General features: G+C 61.6%; 17 protein-coding genes. 7 read left to right on the top strand and 10 right to left on the bottom strand.

Going from position 1 to position 19,586, the window contains the following annotated elements; translation table 11 throughout:
• Positions 1 to 86 precede the first annotated feature (86 nt).
• Positions 87 to 230 carry a hypothetical protein gene (locus tag XH80_RS36075; RefSeq protein ID WP_271602714.1) on the top strand — a complete coding sequence of 48 codons (144 nt, stop codon included), beginning with the start codon at positions 87 to 89 and terminating at the stop codon, positions 228 to 230.
• Positions 231 to 1,508: 1,278 nt separating this feature from the next.
• On the top strand, positions 1,509 to 2,951 hold the full coding sequence (locus XH80_RS36070) for a DUF2254 family protein (RefSeq protein WP_271602713.1): 1,443 nt from the start codon (positions 1,509 to 1,511) through the stop codon (positions 2,949 to 2,951).
• A 4-nt stretch (positions 2,952 to 2,955) separates the two neighbouring features.
• On the opposite strand, the gene cax is transcribed toward XH80_RS36070, so the two are convergent.
• Positions 2,956 to 4,032 (bottom strand): calcium/proton exchanger, encoded by a 1,077-nt coding sequence (gene cax / locus XH80_RS36065; RefSeq protein ID WP_271602712.1) that lies wholly within the window; start codon positions 4,030 to 4,032, stop codon positions 2,956 to 2,958.
• Between the two features lie 393 nt (positions 4,033 to 4,425).
• Between cax and XH80_RS36060 the strand changes: the two genes are divergently transcribed.
• Entirely contained in the window at positions 4,426 to 6,819 is a 2,394-nt protein-coding gene (locus XH80_RS36060) for a membrane-bound PQQ-dependent dehydrogenase, glucose/quinate/shikimate family (protein WP_271602711.1), read from the top strand.
• On the opposite strand, the gene XH80_RS36055 is transcribed toward XH80_RS36060, so the two are convergent.
• Positions 6,814 to 7,362, bottom strand: a complete 549-nt coding sequence (locus tag XH80_RS36055) for a DUF488 domain-containing protein (protein WP_271602795.1) — start codon at positions 7,360 to 7,362, stop codon at positions 6,814 to 6,816. The genes XH80_RS36060 and XH80_RS36055 overlap by 6 nt on opposite strands.
• A 215-nt stretch (positions 7,363 to 7,577) precedes the next feature.
• On the opposite strand from XH80_RS36055, the gene XH80_RS36050 reads away from it, so the two are divergent.
• Both XH80_RS36050 and XH80_RS36045 read left to right on the top strand, forming a co-directional pair.
• Positions 7,578 to 7,793, top strand: coding sequence for a DUF2945 domain-containing protein (locus XH80_RS36050; RefSeq protein WP_271602710.1), 216 nt, complete (start codon positions 7,578 to 7,580; stop codon positions 7,791 to 7,793).
• A gap of 24 nt (positions 7,794 to 7,817) precedes the next feature.
• On the top strand, positions 7,818 to 9,572 hold the full coding sequence (locus tag XH80_RS36045; protein ID WP_271602709.1) for a molybdopterin-dependent oxidoreductase: 1,755 nt from the start codon (positions 7,818 to 7,820) through the stop codon (positions 9,570 to 9,572).
• A 373-nt stretch (positions 9,573 to 9,945) separates the two neighbouring features.
• Here XH80_RS36045 and XH80_RS36040 read toward each other — a convergent pair whose 3' ends face one another.
• The 5 genes from XH80_RS36040 to XH80_RS36020 form a co-directional block, all read right to left on the bottom strand.
• A complete protein-coding gene (locus XH80_RS36040; RefSeq protein WP_271602708.1) occupies positions 9,946 to 11,151 on the bottom strand; it encodes an ABC transporter substrate-binding protein in 1,206 nt (401 codons plus the stop codon).
• A gap of 97 nt (positions 11,152 to 11,248) precedes the next feature.
• Positions 11,249 to 11,947: an ABC transporter ATP-binding protein gene (locus tag XH80_RS36035; RefSeq protein WP_271602707.1), complete on the bottom strand. Its 699-nt coding sequence runs from the start codon at positions 11,945 to 11,947 to the stop codon at positions 11,249 to 11,251.
• The gene (locus XH80_RS36030) at positions 11,944 to 13,791 is read right to left on the bottom strand and encodes a branched-chain amino acid ABC transporter ATP-binding protein/permease (RefSeq protein ID WP_271602706.1); all 1,848 of its coding nucleotides are present in this window, start codon (positions 13,789 to 13,791) and stop codon (positions 11,944 to 11,946) included. Before XH80_RS36030 ends, XH80_RS36035 begins: the two co-directional genes overlap by 4 nt.
• 11 nt (positions 13,792 to 13,802) lie before the next feature.
• A complete protein-coding gene (locus XH80_RS36025) occupies positions 13,803 to 14,678 on the bottom strand; it encodes a branched-chain amino acid ABC transporter permease (RefSeq protein WP_271602705.1) in 876 nt (291 codons plus the stop codon).
• Between the two features lie 99 nt (positions 14,679 to 14,777).
• On the bottom strand, positions 14,778 to 16,112 hold the full coding sequence (locus XH80_RS36020; RefSeq protein WP_271602704.1) for a substrate-binding protein: 1,335 nt from the start codon (positions 16,110 to 16,112) through the stop codon (positions 14,778 to 14,780).
• Positions 16,113 to 16,363: 251 nt separating this feature from the next.
• On the opposite strand from XH80_RS36020, the gene XH80_RS36015 reads away from it, so the two are divergent.
• Entirely contained in the window at positions 16,364 to 16,978 is a 615-nt protein-coding gene (locus XH80_RS36015) for a hypothetical protein (protein ID WP_271602703.1), read from the top strand.
• A gap of 109 nt (positions 16,979 to 17,087) precedes the next feature.
• Entirely contained in the window at positions 17,088 to 17,579 is a 492-nt protein-coding gene (locus XH80_RS36010) for a MarR family winged helix-turn-helix transcriptional regulator (protein ID WP_271602702.1), read from the top strand.
• A 151-nt stretch (positions 17,580 to 17,730) separates the two neighbouring features.
• On the opposite strand, the gene XH80_RS36005 is transcribed toward XH80_RS36010, so the two are convergent.
• From XH80_RS36005 to XH80_RS35995, 3 genes are all read right to left on the bottom strand, one after another.
• On the bottom strand, positions 17,731 to 17,922 hold the full coding sequence (locus tag XH80_RS36005) for a hypothetical protein (RefSeq protein WP_271602701.1): 192 nt from the start codon (positions 17,920 to 17,922) through the stop codon (positions 17,731 to 17,733).
• Positions 17,923 to 18,084: 162 nt separating this feature from the next.
• Positions 18,085 to 18,321 (bottom strand): hypothetical protein, encoded by a 237-nt coding sequence (locus tag XH80_RS36000; protein ID WP_271602700.1) that lies wholly within the window; start codon positions 18,319 to 18,321, stop codon positions 18,085 to 18,087.
• Between the two features lie 573 nt (positions 18,322 to 18,894).
• Positions 18,895 to 19,473: a hypothetical protein gene (locus tag XH80_RS35995; RefSeq protein WP_271602699.1), complete on the bottom strand. Its 579-nt coding sequence runs from the start codon at positions 19,471 to 19,473 to the stop codon at positions 18,895 to 18,897.
• Between the last annotated feature and the right edge of the window lie 113 nt (positions 19,474 to 19,586).

Below are 19,586 nucleotides of genomic sequence, written 5' to 3'. Positions count from 1 at the left end.
CGTCGGAACGGCTTGAGAAGTCGGGTATTAGGGCATGGGGCCTTGGGCAAGAGGAGGAATGAGCATTGCCAAATGGCGCGCGCGCAATGGCCGCAGGCAAGATCGCCCGCGAGGTAGCGAAGGCATTAACGTCCGCCCTGAAGCGTTCAGTCAGCTTTCCGAAGAAGGGCAGTAGAAAAGAGGAAAATGCACGTCGCCAGACCTCGCCCTTGCTACGCACCGAAAAGTAGCGGCAGCTCCTATGGCCATCTGGCTTACTGCGGGTCTTTGGGGGCTGCTAGGACCTCATCGTTGCTCCGGAAAGGGCATCAGCATCGCGATGCTCGCCGCTATCTTTCTGTCCAACTTCCCGGAGGGGCTTTCTAGTGCGCTCGGCATGTCGGGCCGCCGGCCGTTCAGTCACCTATATCTTTGGACTTTGGAGCGCGATCACGATCCTTTCGGGGGCTGCCGCCGCGTTAGGAGCAGCTTTCCTGGGCGGTGCTGCTGCTCAGGTCGTTGCTACCGCAAGTGCCGTAGCTGCGGGCGCTCTTCTCACGATGGTGGTGAACACCATAGTGCCGGAAGCTGCTGAAGGCGAACAGAGGCTGGCCGGCGTGCTCGTCGTTGTCGGCTTGCTTGCGGCCTTCACGCTTTCTAACGTCGGCGAAACGTAGAAGGGCGTTGGGCGCCTTCTGAATCAATCAGGTGTTGTCGGCCCACTGCCATTCAGGCGCGGCTTAGATGTCGGTCGCCGCAGCGTTAGGTGCGATTCGGGCTCGGGACTCGTCAATAGTCCGCACGAACCCAGCCGCCGGATCGAACATGAATGCCCCCAGAAGGGAAAAACCCATCGTAGCATCATTTCGCGCGCCGCCACTCAACAATGTTAACGATGCGAGAGGCCAGTTGGTCTGACCGACCTTTTGGAATTGCCTCCACGATGGACTTGCCTTCCAAGATCGGCCAATTCGTAAGGCTATCTTGGGATCAGGAACTCGCGTGTCGAGACCCCACGAGCCCATAGGCAGGTCGTCTTTCGATGTCTGGAGCCGTGCTCCTGCAGCCGGCGCCGCGGCCCAGGAGGATAAGCCACAAGCCGGCCAATCCGGATAGGGGTGAGAGCACCGTGGAGGAAAAGACGCTCGGCCATTTGCCCAATCCGCTGCAGAAGTATGGCGTGAAGTTCGCGGCTACTTACAGTTTCAGAGCGTCAGCATGTCCCTGATCGCATTGCGGGCTTCGCGCCGGTGCAGGTCGTTATCGGCAACTTCATTTACCCGACGTTGCAGGCCAGCCAATCGCTCCCTCCCGTCGCGATTATCGTAGCACTTGCGTTCTGGAGCTGGGTATGGGGTTGTCGCCGCGGCCTTGATCTCCGTTCCCCTAACCTCGGCACTTGTCATCGTTTGCGAGCACGGGCGAAGCACAGCCCGGAGCCCGACTACTCTCGGTGCCGGAATAGCCGCCACGATCGGACCCATACACCCTCGATAACGTTGAGAACTTCTCAAGCCGGATGTAGCCGCATGATGCCAGATCACCACGAGGACAGATCTCCCCTCACCGGCACGCTGGTTCGGCTGGCCGGCTCGCTGCGCTCCGCATTCGAAACCACCCGTCGGGCGTTTCTTGAATTTCTGACGATACCAACGCTGGTCATCGCCGGTTTTCTGTTGCTTGCTCTACTCACCTTCGTACTGGATCGGGGCCGCCTATCGAACAGCAGCAATGATGCACAACAGATTTGGGGCGGACTGTTCAGCGATGCGCAGGGCGCGCGCAATTTTCTTGGCGTCATCGCGTCGAGTATCATAACGGTAACGTCGATCACGCTGTCGTTGTTGCTCATCGCGGTGCAACAAGGCGCGGCCTCCCTGACCAGCCTCGTTTTCGACCAGTTTCTACGTCGCCGGACCAATCAGCTCTATTTCGGCTTCTTCATCGGTCTGGCGCTTTATGCACTGATCGTTCTGGCCAGCATTGAACCGCGCCACCAGCCGATTTATGGCGTGGCCCTGGCTGGCCTGCTGACGGTCGTGGCTCTCTACATGCTGATCCTTTTGACCTACACGACCATCAATCAGATGCGTCCGGTCGTTATTATCAAATCGATCCATGATCACACCCTCCTTGCGCGCGAACGTCAGCACGATCTGCTCCGCGCTACGCGGCGGTCGCCGCAGAACCCGGGCCTTATAACGGAACGCCTGAATACCACGCGCAGCGGCTTCCTGACGCGAATTGATGTCGCTGCAATCGACGACGCCCTGCCAGCCGATGTGGAAATCGTCATCCTGGTCTCGATCGGCGAATACGTCGCATTCGGCGATCCGATCGCGGAGATCAGAGCGTCGCAGCCGACCTCCTCGAAATTGAAGGCGACCGTCGGAGAGGCGATCATGCTCGAAGCGCAACGCGATCTTGACTCCGATGCCGTGTTTGGCATCGAACAGCTCATGACGATCGGGTGGACGTCGATCTCGACCGCGAAGTCCAATCCGGACCCGGGACTGTTGACCATCTGGAACCTGCGCGACTTGGCGGCACGCTGGCTCGCAACGGACGTCTCCTTCGGGGCAACGGTCGAGGTCGATTCCGGCACGGTTGGGGGCGTGGTCTACGTTGACAATCTCCCGGTACGACTGATGGAGGCGTTCGAGTCGCTGATTGTCGTCGCATCGGAGTCGATGCAGCATCAGAGCGCCGCGCAGATTTATCGAACGCTTGCCAGCCTGTATCCGCGCCTGCCGCTGGACCTGCAACGTCAGTCCGAGGATTGCCTCATGCGCTCGCTGTCCGGGTTGGGCGACCACATTTTGACCCGTGAGCTGGCAGCATCGCTGTCAATCCTCGTCGACGCCCTGAGCATGTCTGGCCCCCCTGAATGCGCAGGGGCAATTGCGCTGGCTCGGGACAAGCTGGCGGCGAGCATCGGCCAGCTTAATTCACGGTCGAGCCGAACGCCGTGACTTACTAGGCGGGCCCGGTGAAGAAGAAGGACAACCCGAACAGAACGTAGACCCCGAGAAGCAGCAGGCCTTCAAACCAGGTCGTTTCCCCGTCTCGGGCGATGGCGTTGACGATCAGAGCGGTGCTTGCGATGGCGAAGAGATACAGCGGATTGGAAAACACGAGGCTCAACGGATGACCCATGAACCATGAAATAATCACGAGGAGTGGTGCTACGACCAACGCCACCTGGATCGCCGAACCAACGCAGATACTGAGAACCAGGCCCATCCTGTCCTTATGCGCAAACCAGGCCGCGGCGAATAGATCAGCAATTGTTCCGACCAAGCCGAGCACAATGACACCCAGAAAGAGGGGCGAGAGCTGCAATTTGGCAGCAGTCTCGCTCAGCGAGCCGGATACCAGTTCGGCTTCAAACGCGATCGCAACTGTCGCAGCAATAATGACCGCAAGAGAGCGCATGAGGCTCCAGTCGGCCTTGCCGGGAGACGTCTCGGCTGAAAACACATCCCGATGTGTGATCAGCGTGTATATTAGGTTTGCCACATACAGCAATAGCAGGACGGCTGAAACGCTCAGGCTCAGTTCCTCATCGGTGACACGCAGCGCGCGCTCGTGACCGGCGATCTGGCCAGTATAATTGAACACTGCGGGAAGCAACATCGCGATGACGACGAGGACGAGCAGAGTGGAGAGCAGCCCCGCTCTCCTGGGATTGAAACTCTGCCGCTCTCGCGTCGCGCCCCCGATCACGATGGCCAGCCCCAAACCGAAAAGACTTGTACCGATGATGGATCCGGTAATCTGCGCCTGAACCACGGCCGTTTCGCCACTGGCAAGCACGAAGAGCGCCAGCACGAGCTCTGCGATACTGCCGAAGCTGACGGTCAACAAGCCGCCTATAGCCGGTCCAACGCGCTCTGCCAGCTGCTCTGTGGCGCGGCGAATCCATTCGGCGAGGACCGCAACGGCGATAACAGCCGCGGTGAAAATCCATACCGAAGGTGCGCCGACAAGATACTTCAGCCCGAGGGATATGGGAACGCAAACGAGCAGGAAGGACAGAACCACCGTCTTCACATCGTACCTTCAATCAGCTTGTGAAATCTTCGTTCTTCGTCCCACTCACAAGCGACGACATTGCACCGGCACATGTGGAGAGCACGCGACCGATCCTTGGCTACGGCGTTGCCGGATAACCCTTGGTCATCGATAGGGTTCAACCTCAGGAAGCTTTCAAATCGGTAATGTCTAAGTCTGCAAATCAGCGGCTGGCAGGTGTCCTGTCATCTTCGGCTGCAGATGGCCGCTCGCGGGTAGCCGCATGCGCAGAACTTCTCGTGACGCGGGGGCCGGCCTCCCCCAACTAATGGACCTAGCAGTCATTGGAACGCGCCTCGTTGCGCGCTGTTTCATGCCATCGGGACTGTTGCGCGAGATCATTCGCCCGTCCCACAACGTTTCGGAATTTGCATGTCCAGCCGCGCCATCCGTATCGCCCTTTCCACTCTTTTTGCTTTGGCCGGGCTTTGGCTTGGCGTCGGCGGCCTCTGGCTGGTCACGCTAGGCGGTTCATATTCTTATCTCGCACAAGGGTTGGCCCTGATCGCGGTTGCGGCTCTCATCATGGCCCGCAATCCGTTGGCATTTTGGGTTTACGCCGCGCTTCTCTTGCTCACGATTGTTTGGGCCCTAGTCGAAGTCGGGCTGGACTGGTGGCAGCTTGCGCCGCGTGGGGATTTGGTCTTCCTGTTTGGACTCATCCTGATGTTGCCATGGCTCGCGCGATCGGTTCGAACCCGGCCGCACGGCTCTTTCCTCAGATCGGGACGAGCGGCTCTTGCCGCCTCGCTCGCCGTCAGTGTGGCGATCGCTCTGCTCGCCGTCTTCACGCCGTCGCACGATCTGGCGGGGACTTTGCCGGAACGAAGCGCGACCGATCGTGACGCGCTGGGGCCGGCCGCCGGAAAGGACTGGACCGCCTATGGCGGAAGCCAGGCCGGGCAGCATTACTCGACGCTGGATCAGATCACGGCGCAGAACGTCGGAAAACTGAAGGTCGCGTGGACCTTTCATACCGGAGACGTGCGCGGTAAGAAGGATCCGACCGAAACGACATACGAAGTCACGCCTCTCAAGATCGGTGACTCCGTCTATTTCTGTACACCCCACGATCTCGTCTTCGCGCTCAACGCGGAGACCGGCGAACAGAAGTGGCGATACGATCCGAAAGTCGCTGAACCTCCGTACCAGAGCACACAGCACCTCACCTGCCGGGGCCTGTCCTATTCCGACGGCACGGCGCCAGACGCGACGGCGACGGCGACAGCGCCAGCGAATGCCACGGCTTCGGCAGATTGCGTCAAGCGCCTGTTCCTCCCGACCGTGGACGGACGGCTGATCGCGCTGAGCGCAGAGACCGGCAAGGTCTGCCCCGGGTTCGGCGGCCCGGATGGCTTCGTGAATCTGTGGCAAAACATGCCCAACGTGAAAACCGGATCGTATTATTCCACATCCCCGCCGATCATAGCCAAAAGCCTGATCATCGTCGGCGGCGCGGTCAACGACAATGTGTCGACGGCCGAGCCTTCCGGCGTGATCCGCGCCTTCGATGTCAATTCTGGCAAATTGATCTGGAACTGGGACAGCAGGAAACCGACGGACACCGCTCCTATCGCAGCGGATCAAACCTATTCCGCGAACTCCCCGAACAGCTGGAGCATATCCAGCTATGATCCCGCACTTGGCCGGATCTTCATTCCGATGGGAAATCAGCCGCCCGATCAGTTCGGCGGCAATCGCGACAAGAACGTCGAGGCCTATTCGTCCTCGGTCGTTGCACTGAACGCCGAGACCGGAGCGGTCGACTGGGTTTTCCAAAGCACGCATCATGACCTCTGGGATATGGATGTGCCTGCCCAGCCGGCTTTGCTCGACCTGACCATTGCGGGTAGCACCGTTCCCGCGCTGGTCGAAACCACCAAGCAGGGCGAGCTTTTCGTGCTCGATCGCCGCACCGGAAAACCATTGCTGCCGGTTAGGGAAGTGCCCGCGCCCCAGGGCGCCGTTGCCGGCGATGTCACCGCACCGACTCAGCCCGTCTCCACCTTGTCGTTCAACCCGACGCCGCTGACGGAAGCCTCGATGTGGGGGCTCTCGCCGTTCGACCAACTGGCGTGCCGGATCGCCTTTCGCTCCATGCGCTATGAAGGACGCTATACTCCACCGTCCCTCAAGGGCTCGATCGTCTATCCTGGAAATTTCGGGACGTTCAACTGGGGCGGTGTCGCGATCGATCCGGAACGGCAGGTCGTATTCGCGATGCCGGTCTACCTCGCCTTCACATCGACCCTGAAAGCGCGCACTGACGCCACCAGCCGAATCGTCAGCAAACCGGATGAAGCGCCGTTCAACGAGAATTTCGGAGCGCCCTATGCCGCCAAAATGGGAGCATTCCTCTCTCCGATCGGGCTGCCATGTCAGGCTCCGCCTTGGGGCTACGTTGCCGGTGCCGACCTGACGACAGGCAAAACATACTATCGTCACGTCAACGGAACGGTGCGGGACTTGTCGCCCATTCCTCTGCCTTTCAAGATGGGCGTTCCGGGAATTGGCGGCCCGATGATCACCCGGGGCGGCGTGGCATTTCTGAGCGGAACGCTGGATTATTTTGCCCGAGCGTATGACGTCACCAGCGGCAAGAAACTGTGGGAAAGCCGCTTGCCGGCCGGCGGGCAAGCTACGCCCATGACCTACTGGTCGGAGAAAAGCGGGCGCCAGTTCGTGGTGGTGGTCGCCGGCGGCCACGGCTCGACGGGTACCGAAGCCGGTGATTCCATCATTGCCTACGCGCTCCCCAAATCATAATCGCGGCTCCTCAGGATAGACCACCGTTCCATCGTTGCGTACGACGGCGCCGGGCGTCAGACCCGCCACATCGACATGCGATTTTCCGAGAATGTGCATCACTTGCTCGCCTGCGGCCAGAAGGTAGTCCGCGATGATCCGGCGGTGGCAACGCCACCAAACCGCTTCGGCGCACATGACGACGCAGCGTTGCTCCGCGCCGCGTTCGCGGAGCCGCGTCAGCCCGGTCGCGAATGGCGCCGTCAGAGCATAGTCTGCGTAGTTTCGAAAGCTGCGTACGCGCCAGTAGGTGTTGGGCGAAGATTCCGAGTCGCGGGACTTTCCCCGCAGGCCACCGAGCTCGCTGATATGCTCATAGCCGATCTGCCACGGCGCCAGCGCGTCGGGGAGGCTCTGCTGATTGAACTGCGGATTGGTGCGCGACCGGGGCATCGACCTGACGTCGATAACGAGGCCGACGCCCGACTCTCGCAAGAGATCGACAAATTCGATGATCGTCCTGGTCGAGTGGCCTATGGTGAAAAAGCTGTTCGTGGCGTCGATCCAAGTGGCGAAGGCGCGTGACGGCCGGCCTCATCGTTGATCCTAAGCGTCCGATGCGGGAAACAGAAGCGCGCGTGAGATTAGTCGAAAGATATTCCGCTTTGAGGGAACCGACAGGAAGTGCACCGGTTGGAGCCTATGCCGCTCAAGTAGATATGCACTCATTGCGAGAATTGCCTCTTGGCAGTTCTTTTGCGGCATCGGATTGAACTACCGTGCCGAGGACCTTCAATACCCATGATCGCGTGAGTTGGAACTCCGAGGCGGGGCGCGTCAGCGGCGTGATCACCCGCGTGCATACGCGCGCGTTCAAGGTCAAAGGCTATACCCATCATGCGAGCGCAGACGATCCGCAATACGAGATCAAGAGCAGCAAAACGGACCACATCGCCTTTCACAAGGGTGCCGCGCTCACCAAGCTTGATGATTGACGTCCCCATTGTCAGGCGCGCTCGATGATCGGAAACGATCGACCAGTGCCCGCGCGTCCGCCGTCTTCGCTGGCCGAACCACTTCGTGCCAAGCTTAGCGATGCCGACGATCGCATCCGCCTCAATCACTGGATGCCTCCGCAGAACGGGATCGCGCCCCGGATCCGCATTGGGCGACGCTGGATCAACACGCTGTGGGGCCTGCCGATTGCCGTCGCGGCGATGCTCTGCCTGGTCGCCTTGGCTCAAAGCCTGCGCGAACTTCCGGACGTAGAGGCGTTCATCGGGCAGCATCCCGGCATTGCGCAGGCCGCGCCCTCGGTTGATTCGGGATTCCCATGGTGGCTGCAGCTTCAGCACTTCCTGAACATGTTTTTCATGCTGTTCATCATGCGCGCTGGCCTGCAAATTCTGGCCGACCATCCCCGGCTCTATTGGGGCCGTGATTGCACGCCGGGGAGCGACTGGTTCCGCTTCCAGGTCCCGGTGCCAAAAGGGCGTGTTTGGACCGCCAAGGACGATTCCGTGACCCTGCCGACCTGGCTCGGCATTCCCGGCCTGCGCCATAGCCTCGGGCTATCGCGCTGGTGGCATTTCTCGGTCAACTTGCTGTGGCTGATCAACGGCGTTGCGTTTTATGCGCTGCTGTTTTTCACCGATCAGTGGCGCCGGCTCGTGCCGTTGACCTGGGAGGTCTTCCCGGCCGCGCTGTCCACGGCGATCCAGTATGCGTCACTGAACTTTCCGGTCGATCATAGCTGGACCCGCTACAACGGCCTCCAGCAGCTCAGTTATTTCATCACGGTGTTCGTCGCAGCGCCGGTTTCGATCGTGACTGGTCTGATGCAGAGCCCCGCGATCTCCAACGCGCTAGGATGGTTCGGCAGGCTGTTCAACCGGCAGGCGATGCGGTCGGTTCACTTCATCTCCTTTGCTTGGTTCGTGGGCTTCATCCTCGCCCATGGCGTCATGGTGTTCGTCACCGGCATCAGACAGAACACCAACCATATGTTCGGCGGCGTGGATAACGCGTCATGGACCGGCTTTCCGCTGTTTGTGATAGCGATGGTCGTTCTCACGATCGCTTGGCTTCTGGCCTCGCCCTATACCATCCGCCATGCCCGTCTGGTCCAACGTGTCGGCGCGTACACGATCGGTTGGATCATGGGATTAGCCGAAAGCTGGGATGCGCGCTCCCAGCTCACGAAGCACGATATCTCTCCTTACTTCTGGCCCAACGGCACAATGCCCAGCTCCAACGAGTTTGACGATCTCGTCGCGGACGAGTTCGCCGGCTACAGGTTGCGGATCGGCGGGTTGGTCGAGGCGCCTCGGGAATTGTCTCTCGCCGACCTCAAGGCCATGCCCAAACAGGACCAGATCACGACGCATTTCTGCATCCAGGGCTGGTCGGGTGTCGCCGAATGGGGCGGCGTTGCCATGCGCGACATCCTCGCTCTGGTGAAGCCGACGCCCGAGGCTCGCTACGCTGTGTTCTATTCGTTGGCCGACGGCGCCGACGGCGGACGCTATTATGACGTCCACAAGATCGAGAACATGCGCCATGCGCTGACGATCCTCGCCTACGAGATGAACGGCGCGCCCGTCAGCGTCCTGCATGGCGCTCCGTTGCGCCTGCGATGCGAGAATGAGTTGGGTTTCAAGATGGTCAAGTGGATCGCGGCGATCGAATTCGTGCGTGATTTCGCCGATCTTGGCGCGGGCCAGGGAGGCTATAATGAGGATCACGAGTTCTACGGTTATCGCATGCCGATCTGATCGCCCCCCGGGATGACGAGTTCATCACGACATAAAGGAGCTACGCGTGGCCCGCGAAAACCCCGATACCTCCAGCGACGGGAACCAGCGTCAACGTGCTCTGTCCAGATGGGACGACACCAGCGCACGGCGTTTAAAAGCGTCGGCGCACTGAAGCCGCCCCCGGAACGGGTTCTGGCGGCATCGCCAGCCCGTCATGGGCGGAGGGTGTCTTCAAGCGTCAGCATTTCCTTCTGGCCAATCTTAGAATTCTTCCCCGTGTGGACAACGGCACGGCCGGCGGGCTTGGGGTCGCGCATTCCGCACTACGAGCAGGAGCGCACCCGCGGGTGCGCTCCTGTTTATACGACTGCCGAGTTCGGAAACGGGGGGATCAGTGCGTAACCAGCGGACAGGCCGAGTCGGATAACTTCCCGAACGCCTCTTCGCCCGACATAGTCTGTACCAGCTTGTAGTAGTCCCAGGGTTGCTTGGATTCCTCGGGTTTCTTGACCTGCATGATGTACATCTCATGCTCCATCAAGCCGTCGGCGCGGATCTTGCCGTTGCTGGTGAACATGTCGTCGATCTTCATCTTCTTGAGCTCGGCCATCACCTTCTCTGAGTCGGTGGTGCCCGCAGCCTTGACAGCGTTGAGGTAGGTCATGGTTGCCGAATAGTAACCCGCCTGGTTCATGGTGGGCTCGCGTTTGGTCTTTTCGTAATAGCGCTTCGCAAAGGCGCGGGTCTTGTCGTTGAGATCCCAGTACCAGCCAGTGGTGAGATAGAGGCCCTGCGCGGCCTTGAGCCCGAGGCTGTGGATGTCGCTGATGAAGGCCAGCAATGCGGCCGGCTTCATCGTCTTGGCGATGCCGAACTCGTCGGCGGCCTTGATCGAGTTGGTGAAATCGTTGCCGGCGTTGGCGAGTCCGAGTACCTGGGCGCCTGCGTTTTGCGCCTGGAGCAGATAGCTCGAGAAGTCGGACGTGGAGAGCGGAACGCGCACGGCGCCGATCACCTTGCCGCCATTGGCTTCGACCACCTTCGAGGCGGACTCCTGCAATTGGGTACCGAAGGCGTAGTCGGCCGTGAGGAAGAACCAGGTCTTGCCGCCCTGCTTCACCATGGTCTTGGCGGTGCCGTTGCCGAGTGCCGTCGTGTCGTAGACGTAGTGCACGGTATAGGGTGTGCAGTCCTTGCCGGTCAGTGACGCACCGGCAGCGCCGATAGCGATGAACAGAATCTTCTTCTCCTTGGCGACATTGTTCATCGCCAGGCTGACCCCGGTGTTCGATCCGCCGAGAATCATCGTGACGCTGTCGCGGTCGGCCCATTCGCGGAATTTCTGGGCCCCAACGTCGGGCTTGTTCTGGTGATCGGACACGATGAACTCGATCTTGTTACCGAGCACGCTGCCGCCAAAATCCTCGATCGCCATCTTGGCCGCCTCGACCCCGCCGGGGCCGATCACGTCGGCATAGAGGCCGGACATGTCGTCGATATCGCCGATCACGACCTTGTTATCGGTCGCGTGTGCAGTCGTCGCTGCTATGGACGCTGCAAGCAACCAGGGGATCGTCCTTACCGCAATGTATTTCATTTGAAGCGTTCCTCTCTTTGAAGTTGGGCGCGACGTTGTGAAGACTTTGCGTCAGCTCCAATTGGCATTTCGTCACGTCGCCCTCGGGCGGAAACAATTAGACGCCGAGAAAGCGTTGGAGCAGTTCCGGCTGCGCCTTGAGCTCCTGCGCCGGCCCCTCATGCACGATGTGGCCGTTGTTGATGATGTATATCCGGCTCGCCAGCGCTAATGTCGCTGCCAAGTTTTGCTCGACCAGAACGATGGTCTGGCCGGCGGCCGCGAGCTCGCGGCATGCGTTTACGAGATCGTGGACGATGACAGGCGCCAATCCTTCGAACGGCTCATCCAGCAGCACGATCTTGGGATCGCGCACCAGCGCCCGCGCAATAGCCAGCATCTGCTGCTCGCCGCCGGAAAGCTCGTTACCGCGGTTGCCGCGACGTTCTTTCAATCGCGGAAACATCTCGTAGATGCGGCCGAGCGGCCAGCGTTTCGGCGCGGTGATCCCGGCGAGAGTAATATTTTCTTCCACCGACAGGCTGCCGAAGATCCGGCGCTCCTCGTGCACCAGCTGCATGCCCGCCTGCGCGATTTTGTGGCTCCTGCGTCCGGCGATGTCGATGCCGTCGAATTTCACGACGCCGCGGCGTGGCGTCACGACGCCCATAAGGCTCTTCAACGTCGTGCTCTTGCCCGCGCCGTTGCGGCCGAGCAGTGCCACCACTTCGTGACGCTCGACGCGCATGGCGACGTCGAACAGGATGTGGGAATCCCCGTAATAGCTGTTCAGGCCGTTGACCTCGATCAGGCTCATGCGGCGATCTCTCCGTGCACGCCGCCGAGATAGGCTTCCTGCACGGCGGCGTTGGTCTTGATTTCCTCAGGCGTGCCGGAGATCAGCACGCGGCCCTCCTGCAGCACGGTCACGCGCTCGACCAGCTCGAACAACGAATCCATGTCGTGGTCGATGATGATCATGGTGCGGCCGCGCGCGATCGATTTGAGCAGCTTGACGGTCTCGACCCGCTCGCGCGGGCTCATTCCCGCAAGCGGTTCATCGAGCAGCAGCAGGCGCGGTGATGTCGCAAGTGCGAGCCCAATCTCCAGCCTGCGCTTCTCGCCATAGGCAAGCTCGGACACGGGCGTGTCGGCGCGGCGGGTCAGGTTGACCAGCGCCAGCGTGTGCTCCACCTGTTCCGTCAGGCCCTTGACGCCGGCGAGCGTGCGGAGCAGGTCTAGCCGGAATTTTCCGCGCAGCTCGGCGAGGGCTGCGATTGTCAGGTTCTGCCGCACGGTGAGACCCGTGAAGAGCTGGTTGAGTTGGTAGCTCTTGGTGAGCCCGAGCTGGCAGACGTCGGTGACCTTCAATCCCGTGATGTCGCGCCCCTCGAACACGATCCGGCCGGAGGTCGGCGCGATCTCGCAGGTGAGCATCTTGAAGAAGGTCGATTTGCCGGCGCCGTTGGGGCCGATGATGCCGCGCAGCTCGCCCTGATCGACGCTGAAATCGATGTCGCTGTTGGCAACGAGGCCGCCATAGCGCTTGGTCAGGCCGGTGGCTTTCAGGATCGGCCCGGAATAGGCGGGGTGCTCGACCTCCTTGGCCTGCATCGGCGCCGGTGGAGGTTGCAGCCTGGCCTCGGTGTCAGCGGCGTCCTGCTCCATCTCCGCATCCGTCTGCTTTCGCTTTCCCGAGACGAGGCGGTAGAGATCGGCAAGGCCGCCGATGATGCCGCCGCGCAGGAAGCAGACCAGCAGCACGAACACGACACCCAGCACCAACTTCCAGGCTGCGCCGAGGCCCAGTGCGGACTGCAGGAAGTCCTGAAGGAACAGCCACACCGTTGCTCCGACCAGGGGCCCGAACAGCGTGCCTCTGCCGCCGATGGCCGTCTGCATCACGAGCTGGCCGGAGGTGTCGAAAGTGAAGGCATCGGGCGGCATGAAGGCCTGGAGCACCCCCAGGAGGCCGCCGGCGAAGCCCGCGTAAGCGGCTGCGATCACGAAGGCGGTCAGCTTGTAGCCATGAATATTGTGCCCGACGGCAGTGGCGCGCAGCGGATTGTCGCGGATCGCACTCAGAATCGCGCCAACCGGCGAGCGCACGATCCTGAGGGCGATGACGACGCCGACGAAGTAGCACAGTGCGATGAACTGATAGAGCGACCAGCCATTGGTGAAGTGGATCGTGGTGAAGCCGAGATTGAAGCTCGGCGTCGGCACGCCGGGCAGCCCGTTTTCGCCGCCGGTGAAATCCGACAGCGGATTGAACTCGACGAAGAAGAACACCTCCGCGATCGCCACCGTGATCATGGCGAAGTAGATGCCGGTGCGGCGCAGTGCGATCAGGCCGATCAGATAGCCGGTCGCCGCCGCCGTGATCATGCCGATGACCAGCGCACCCAGCACGTTGCTGAAGCCGGTGCGCGTCAGGAGGTAAGCGGCGACGAAGCCGCCGGTGCCGTAGAAGGCGGACTGTCCGAACGACAGCAGGCCGGTGAAGCCGAACAGGATGTCGAAGCCGAGGCCGAAGAGGCCCCAGACCAGGATCCGGTTCACCGTGTTCGGCGCGAAGCCGAGATGAGGCAGCACGAAGGGAGCCACGATCAGGCCGATGGCCGTCAGTGTCTCGATCAGGAACGGGCGTTGCTTGAGCATCAGCGGATCACTTACTCGCGGCCCTGCACGCCGAGCAGGCCATGCGGTCGCACCACAAGCACGAGCGTCATCGCCGCAAACAGCATCACATAGGCGTAGCCGGGGTTGAACATGGAGGTGACGCTGATGATCTCGCCGGCGATCAGGCCGCCGAGAATTGCGCCGGGGAACGAACCGACGCCGCCGATCACCACCACCACGAAAGTCTGGACCAGGATGTCGTCACCGATGCCCGGTGTCAGCGACACCACCGGCGCGTTGACGATGCCGGCAAAGCCGGCGGCCATTGCGCCGATGCCGAAGACCACCATGAAGACGCGATAGACATTGATGCCAAGCGAATCCACCATCACCGAATCCTCGATGCCGGCGCGCACAATCATGCCCAGCCGGGTCCGGTAGAGGACGATGAACAATGCGCCGAGGGCGATCGCGACGATGCCGACGACGGCGAGGCGGTAGGTCGGATAGAACATGAAGCCGAGATTGGTGATGCCCTGGAATAGCGCCGGCGGCGGCACCAGTTGCGACTGGCTCGAAAAGATCAGGCGCACGAGCTCGACCAAGCAGATGCCGAGCCCGAAGGTCACGAGCAGCTGATCCTCGTGCGGGCGATGATAGAAGTGACGGATGATGACGCGTTCCATCACGACGCCGAGCAGCATCACGAACAGCGAGCCGGCGATGACGGCGAGGATGAACGATTCCGTATATTGGTAGGCGACGTAGCCGGCATAGCCGCCGATCATGAACATCGCGCCATGCGCGAGGTTGAGCACGCCGAGCGTGCCGTAGATGATGGTCAGGCCGGAGCTGATCAGCGCGAGCAAGGCGCCGAGGGCAAGCCCGTTGAAAAGCTGCGAAACGAGATTGGGCCAACTGATCATGCGACGATCGCTGATGTGACGCGCGGTCAAGCCGCGTCAAAAAAGGTGACGCCGCAGGTTCAGAGGGTGGCCTACGGCGTCACAGGGGTTAACTCGGGCTCAGGTGTAGTCGCCGAGATGGCAGCCGAAAGCGTCCGGCTTCTGCATCAGGCCTTCACCCGGAACGATCTCGACGACGTCGTACCAGTCTTCCTTGTTCTTCATGTCCTTCTGCTGCTTGCCCTTGACGATGATCACCGGGCGAACGCACTGGTGATCTTCGGGGCGGTAATGCACGTCCCCGACCAGGGAGGGGATTGTATCGCCCCTCTCATAGGCCTTGATCACGTCGGGCGGATTGAAGCTGCCGGCCTGCTCGCACATGCGGGCCCAGTGCGCGAAGCTGACATAAGCGTTCTCGGCGCCCCATTCCGGCTTGTAGCCGTACTTCTTCTCGAAGGCCTCGTTGAAAATCTTGGCCAGCGGGAACTTGTCTTCGATCGTCCACCAATAGTCGGTCGCGGCATAGACACCCTGCATCAGGCCGCCGGTCTCGCGCGCGATGAACGGCACCTGGTAGGGGACCACCAGCTTCATCTTGTCGAGCACGCCGAACTGCTTGGCCTGCTGGGTCGAGAGCACCGCGTCGTGGCCCCAATTGACGTTGATGAGCACGTCGGCACCAGAGTTCGCGACGTTCAGCAGATAGGAGGAATAGTCGGGAGCGCCGAGCGGGGCGACCTGGTTGGTCACGGTGGCCCAGCCCGCGGTCGCGAGGAAATCCTGCATCGACTTGGTGACGGTGTGGCCGTAGGTGTAGTCCGGCGTGAGATACGCGGCCTTCTTGCCCTTGCCGAACTCCCGCACCATCACCGGGCCGATCGCGGCGGCGGCGGTCTGGCCAAAGAAATTCTGACGGACGCCGTAGCGCACGCAGTCCTTGCCGGTGGTGTCGTTCGAGCCGGAGATGCCGCACACGAACAGCACGTGCTCGCGCTGGGCGAGCTTGTTCAGCGCGACCGCAACGGCGCTCGACGTGCCGCCGGTGATCATGATCGCCTTGTTCTCGCTGATGAAGCGCTGCTGCGCCTGGACCGCTTCGTTCGGCTTGGCGGCCGAGTCGGCGACGCCGAATTTCAGCTCCTTGCCGAGCACGCCCTTGCTGGTCTTGGGCGAGATCTTCTTGATCAGCTCGTGGCCTTCATTGATGTGCTCGATCGCGAGCTGATAGCCCTTGAGCTCGTCCTCGCCCTGCACGGCATAGGTTCCGGTGCGCGGCACCGAGATGCCGATGAAGGCGGTGGAACCCGACACGCCTGTGGGATAGGAGCCGATCGCCGGTTTGTCCTCGGCAAGGGCCGGCATCGCCGGCAGCATCGAGCCGCCGATGAGTCCCGCCGTGGTCTGGAGCAGGCCACGGCGCGAAAGGCCGCGGCGGATGAGATCGTCAGTCATGGTCGTTTCCTCCGAACATCGTTCTTGTCTGCAGGCAAAACACGACTTGTCCGGCGGCGGCCGGCCTCACAGGCCTGCCCGCGCCGGGCACGTCACATCCGCGTGTAGCTCTCGGACGCAAGCATTGCTTGTGAACGCCTCCTGTCAATTTCGTCTTTGGTCGAACGACGAAAATTATGTCGTGAAAACATATCGTATAACGATATATATTAGTCTTTGTGAGTACGAGGCTGGCGGGTTCGACGAGAGAAATGGCGCGGCAGACGACAGTGGCGGGTGCCCGGAAGCGACGATCCTGGCCGCAGGCGGCACAGCGGCCTGAGGCGGCGCGGCCCGCGGAGGGCAATGACCAGCGCGCGACGCCGCAGTCCGGCGACGCACCCCGCACGTCCGAGCCGCGCAATCGGCCGGCCGGCGGGCGAGGATCGGCCGTCGGCTCCGCTCAGGCGAAGCGCGCGCCCGTACCGATGAAGACGTTGAGCGTGCGCGCACAGAATGTCCTGAAGGAGCTCGCGGTCGAGCTCACCGGCGAGCAGCCGCCGAAGGGGAATTGGTCGCCCTCACGCGAGCTGCTGCTTGCCCTGTCCGCGGAACGCCTCGCGACCGCGCGCAATTGCGGTCCGCATACGATGCGGGAGATCGTCGATTGGGCGCAGGGCTGCGGCGTCACCATCAAGCCGCTGATCCCGCCCGGTGGCTCGCTGTCGCAGATGTGGGCGGAGCTGATTGCCAACGCGTCGGCAGGTAGCTTGACCGGCGCGCAGATCGCCGGCGCGCTTCAGCGCTCGATCCGGCGGAAGAGCGTCCGCATCCCGATCGCGTTTCAGGGCATCCTGGTGAAAATCCTGCTGTCCAGCTTCGAATAGGCGATCGGATAGCTGTGCATCCGCGACACCGGCCGGTTGGTCCGGCTATAGCTGCTTGCTACTTTAAGCTCAGTCTCCCGCGACGTCGGGCGGCATGGTCGAGGTGGGTATGGTTCAGGCGAAGAAGGCGCAGCGGTCCAAGGTGGTGACGTCCGCCGGGCGCACCGGCGGCACGATGCGTGCTTCCGATTACGCAGCGCTGGCGCAATTTCGCTACCAGATCCGGAGCTTTCTGGCATTCAGCGAGGCGGCGGCTGCCGAACAGGGATTGACGCCGACGCAGCACCAGGCGTTGCTCGGCATCAAGGGTTTTGTCCGTCCCGGTCCCGCGACCGTCGGTGATGTCGCGCGGTTCCTGTTGATCCGGCATCATTCCGCTGTCGAGCTGATCGATCGACTGGCCAAGCTCGGGCTGGTCAGCCGCGTAGCCGATCCGGAGGACGCTAGGCGTGTACATCTCAAGCTGACCAAAAAGGGCGAGCAAAAGCTCCAGGCGCTCTCGCGGAAGAATCTCGAGGAGCTTCGCCGTGCCGCGAGCCCGGCGCTGAATCGCCTGCTGAGGTCGTTTCGGAACTCTGACGGGCCGAATTCAACGGGTTAAGCCCCGAGAAGGCCACGTCTACTCCGGCTTGACTGACGCCTAGGATTGCCAGCATCGGCTGCGCTTCCGCCTCCTGGACGACTGGCTTCCAACCTAACGAATTGCGTTCCTGACGGATTTGGAAGGCCACCTCTCCCGTCTCGAAAGCAATCTATCTGGTGAGCAGGCCTGAAATCAGCGCCGCGGCGCCGAGGCCCAGAAACGACAGAGTGACTGGAGGGTACAGGACCAGAGCGGCTTCGAAGCGAAGGAATTTCGGTTGATCGCCAGTCCGACTCGGGAGCCCAATGAGGATCAGGACGCCTGCAGCTGCAATCATGACAGCTCCGATCAGGATGTCCATGTTGGCCTCTTTCCACATGCCGGGGGGCAAACAACGCGCGGACAACAAGGATGCCAGCGAACTGTCCGTCGTGGAAAGAGTGAACAGACGCCAGCTTGAGCAGGACGGCGAGCGCGATGCAGGGCGGGATCGTCCAGCGGGCGATCATCAGCAGCAGCTCGGTCACCGTCGCCCCCGCCGGCCTTCCCGTCGTGGTAGACGCTGCCTGTCGTCGGGACGAACGGTCACGATGACACCGTGCTCGATAATGTAGGCGTTGCCGTCGCTGCGGAGGACCTTGGCGCCGCACGCGGCTGCTGCGGCGGCGACCGCGAGGATCTCGGCGCGGATGATGTCCAGGTCCAGCCCCTCGACCCGCTCCAGGTAGCGGATGATGTCGGAGACCTGGACGTGCGTCACACGTCACTGGTGACGCGCAACCATATTTTGATGGGCCGTCGGCAGAAACGTTCCTCTGGGCGGTTTGTTGGGCGCAATCGCCCATACGTGCTGGCGCCGTTGATTGCGGACAGGAACTTCGGTGGCACCCAAAAGTGCCGCTTGACGCCAGATTTCGGATAACAAACCTTATGCGAACTTACGTGGTTTGGAATGCGTCGCTTGTTGTTGCAAAATTGTCGTTCGCGTTGGATTTTGGCACTAGGCGTTGCCTGATTTTGACACTGGGTCCGTTGCAGCCATTGAGGCTTTCGGCGTCTTTGCCAGAAGCCTCAATGGACTCCTGTTCTCAAGAGACGGGAATTTGGCACTGAGGGTTAGGATAAGGCGGCTCGAGGCCAGCCACAGCGTTGGATGGTATTCGTCGGCGGCGCAGGTCTGCGCGCTGTTCCGGATTGGCTGCGTCCCGGAATTTCGCGCGCCAGAGTGGCCGTACGAGGACCGACCAATCAAGGCGACCGTGAAGGTCGATGACCCTCCCCACTCCCAGGCGCCCAGTGCTTGGCGCTCGCATTTTGGGTAAGGGACGCGACGTCAGGTGTTACGGAGGCCCGGTGTCTCGACGAAGAACGGATAGCGAATACCCTCGATGACCGGCGCGTCGGAAACTTTCGCCACCACCGTCATCGTCAGTTCGGAGCCGACGTGCCGCTTGAAGATCGCGGCGGCGAAACCAAATGCGAACTCCGACAGGTCGTTCGCTACCGGCGCCATCTCGCCGAACAGCTTGCGGTGGGCCTCGTTGACGTCCGGGTCGCCCAGCGCCTCCGCCATGCCGTGGACGACCACGTAGTCCGAGACGAAGAAGAAGGTGTTTAGTAGCGCGCTGTTGAAGTAGACGGCCCAGTCTGCCTCCTCGCTGTCGGCCTCGCCGGCCGCCTTCGCAAAGGCCGCGTCGACATCGTCGATCGCGGGATGGTGGAAGGCGAAGTTGTTGCGGATCGTCGAGAGACCGCTCCCCTTGCCGAAGCGCTTTTTCAGCCGGCCCAACGCCTCGGCTGCCGGTCCGTCCAACAGCGGCAGGAATTCCCTGCCCAGCGGCCGCTTGAGGAAACGGTCCTCCACCAGGCGCCAGGCCTCCCACATCGCGCCGATCGTGAGCCGCACGAACACATGGGTCTGCGCACCTTGGAGCGCTGCTTCATAGGATCTTCGGCATCGCTGTTGGTCAGGACGATCACCAACTTCCAGAGTGCGTTCACCTGGTTCGACGCGTGGCCGAGCGC

It is taken from the genome of Bradyrhizobium sp. CCBAU 45384, assembly GCF_028128665.1.
Taxonomy (GTDB): Bacteria; Pseudomonadota; Alphaproteobacteria; order Rhizobiales; family Xanthobacteraceae; genus Bradyrhizobium; species Bradyrhizobium manausense.
The sequence above is the reverse complement of the archived record's forward strand: the minus strand, read 5'-3'. Positions and strand labels throughout refer to the sequence as shown.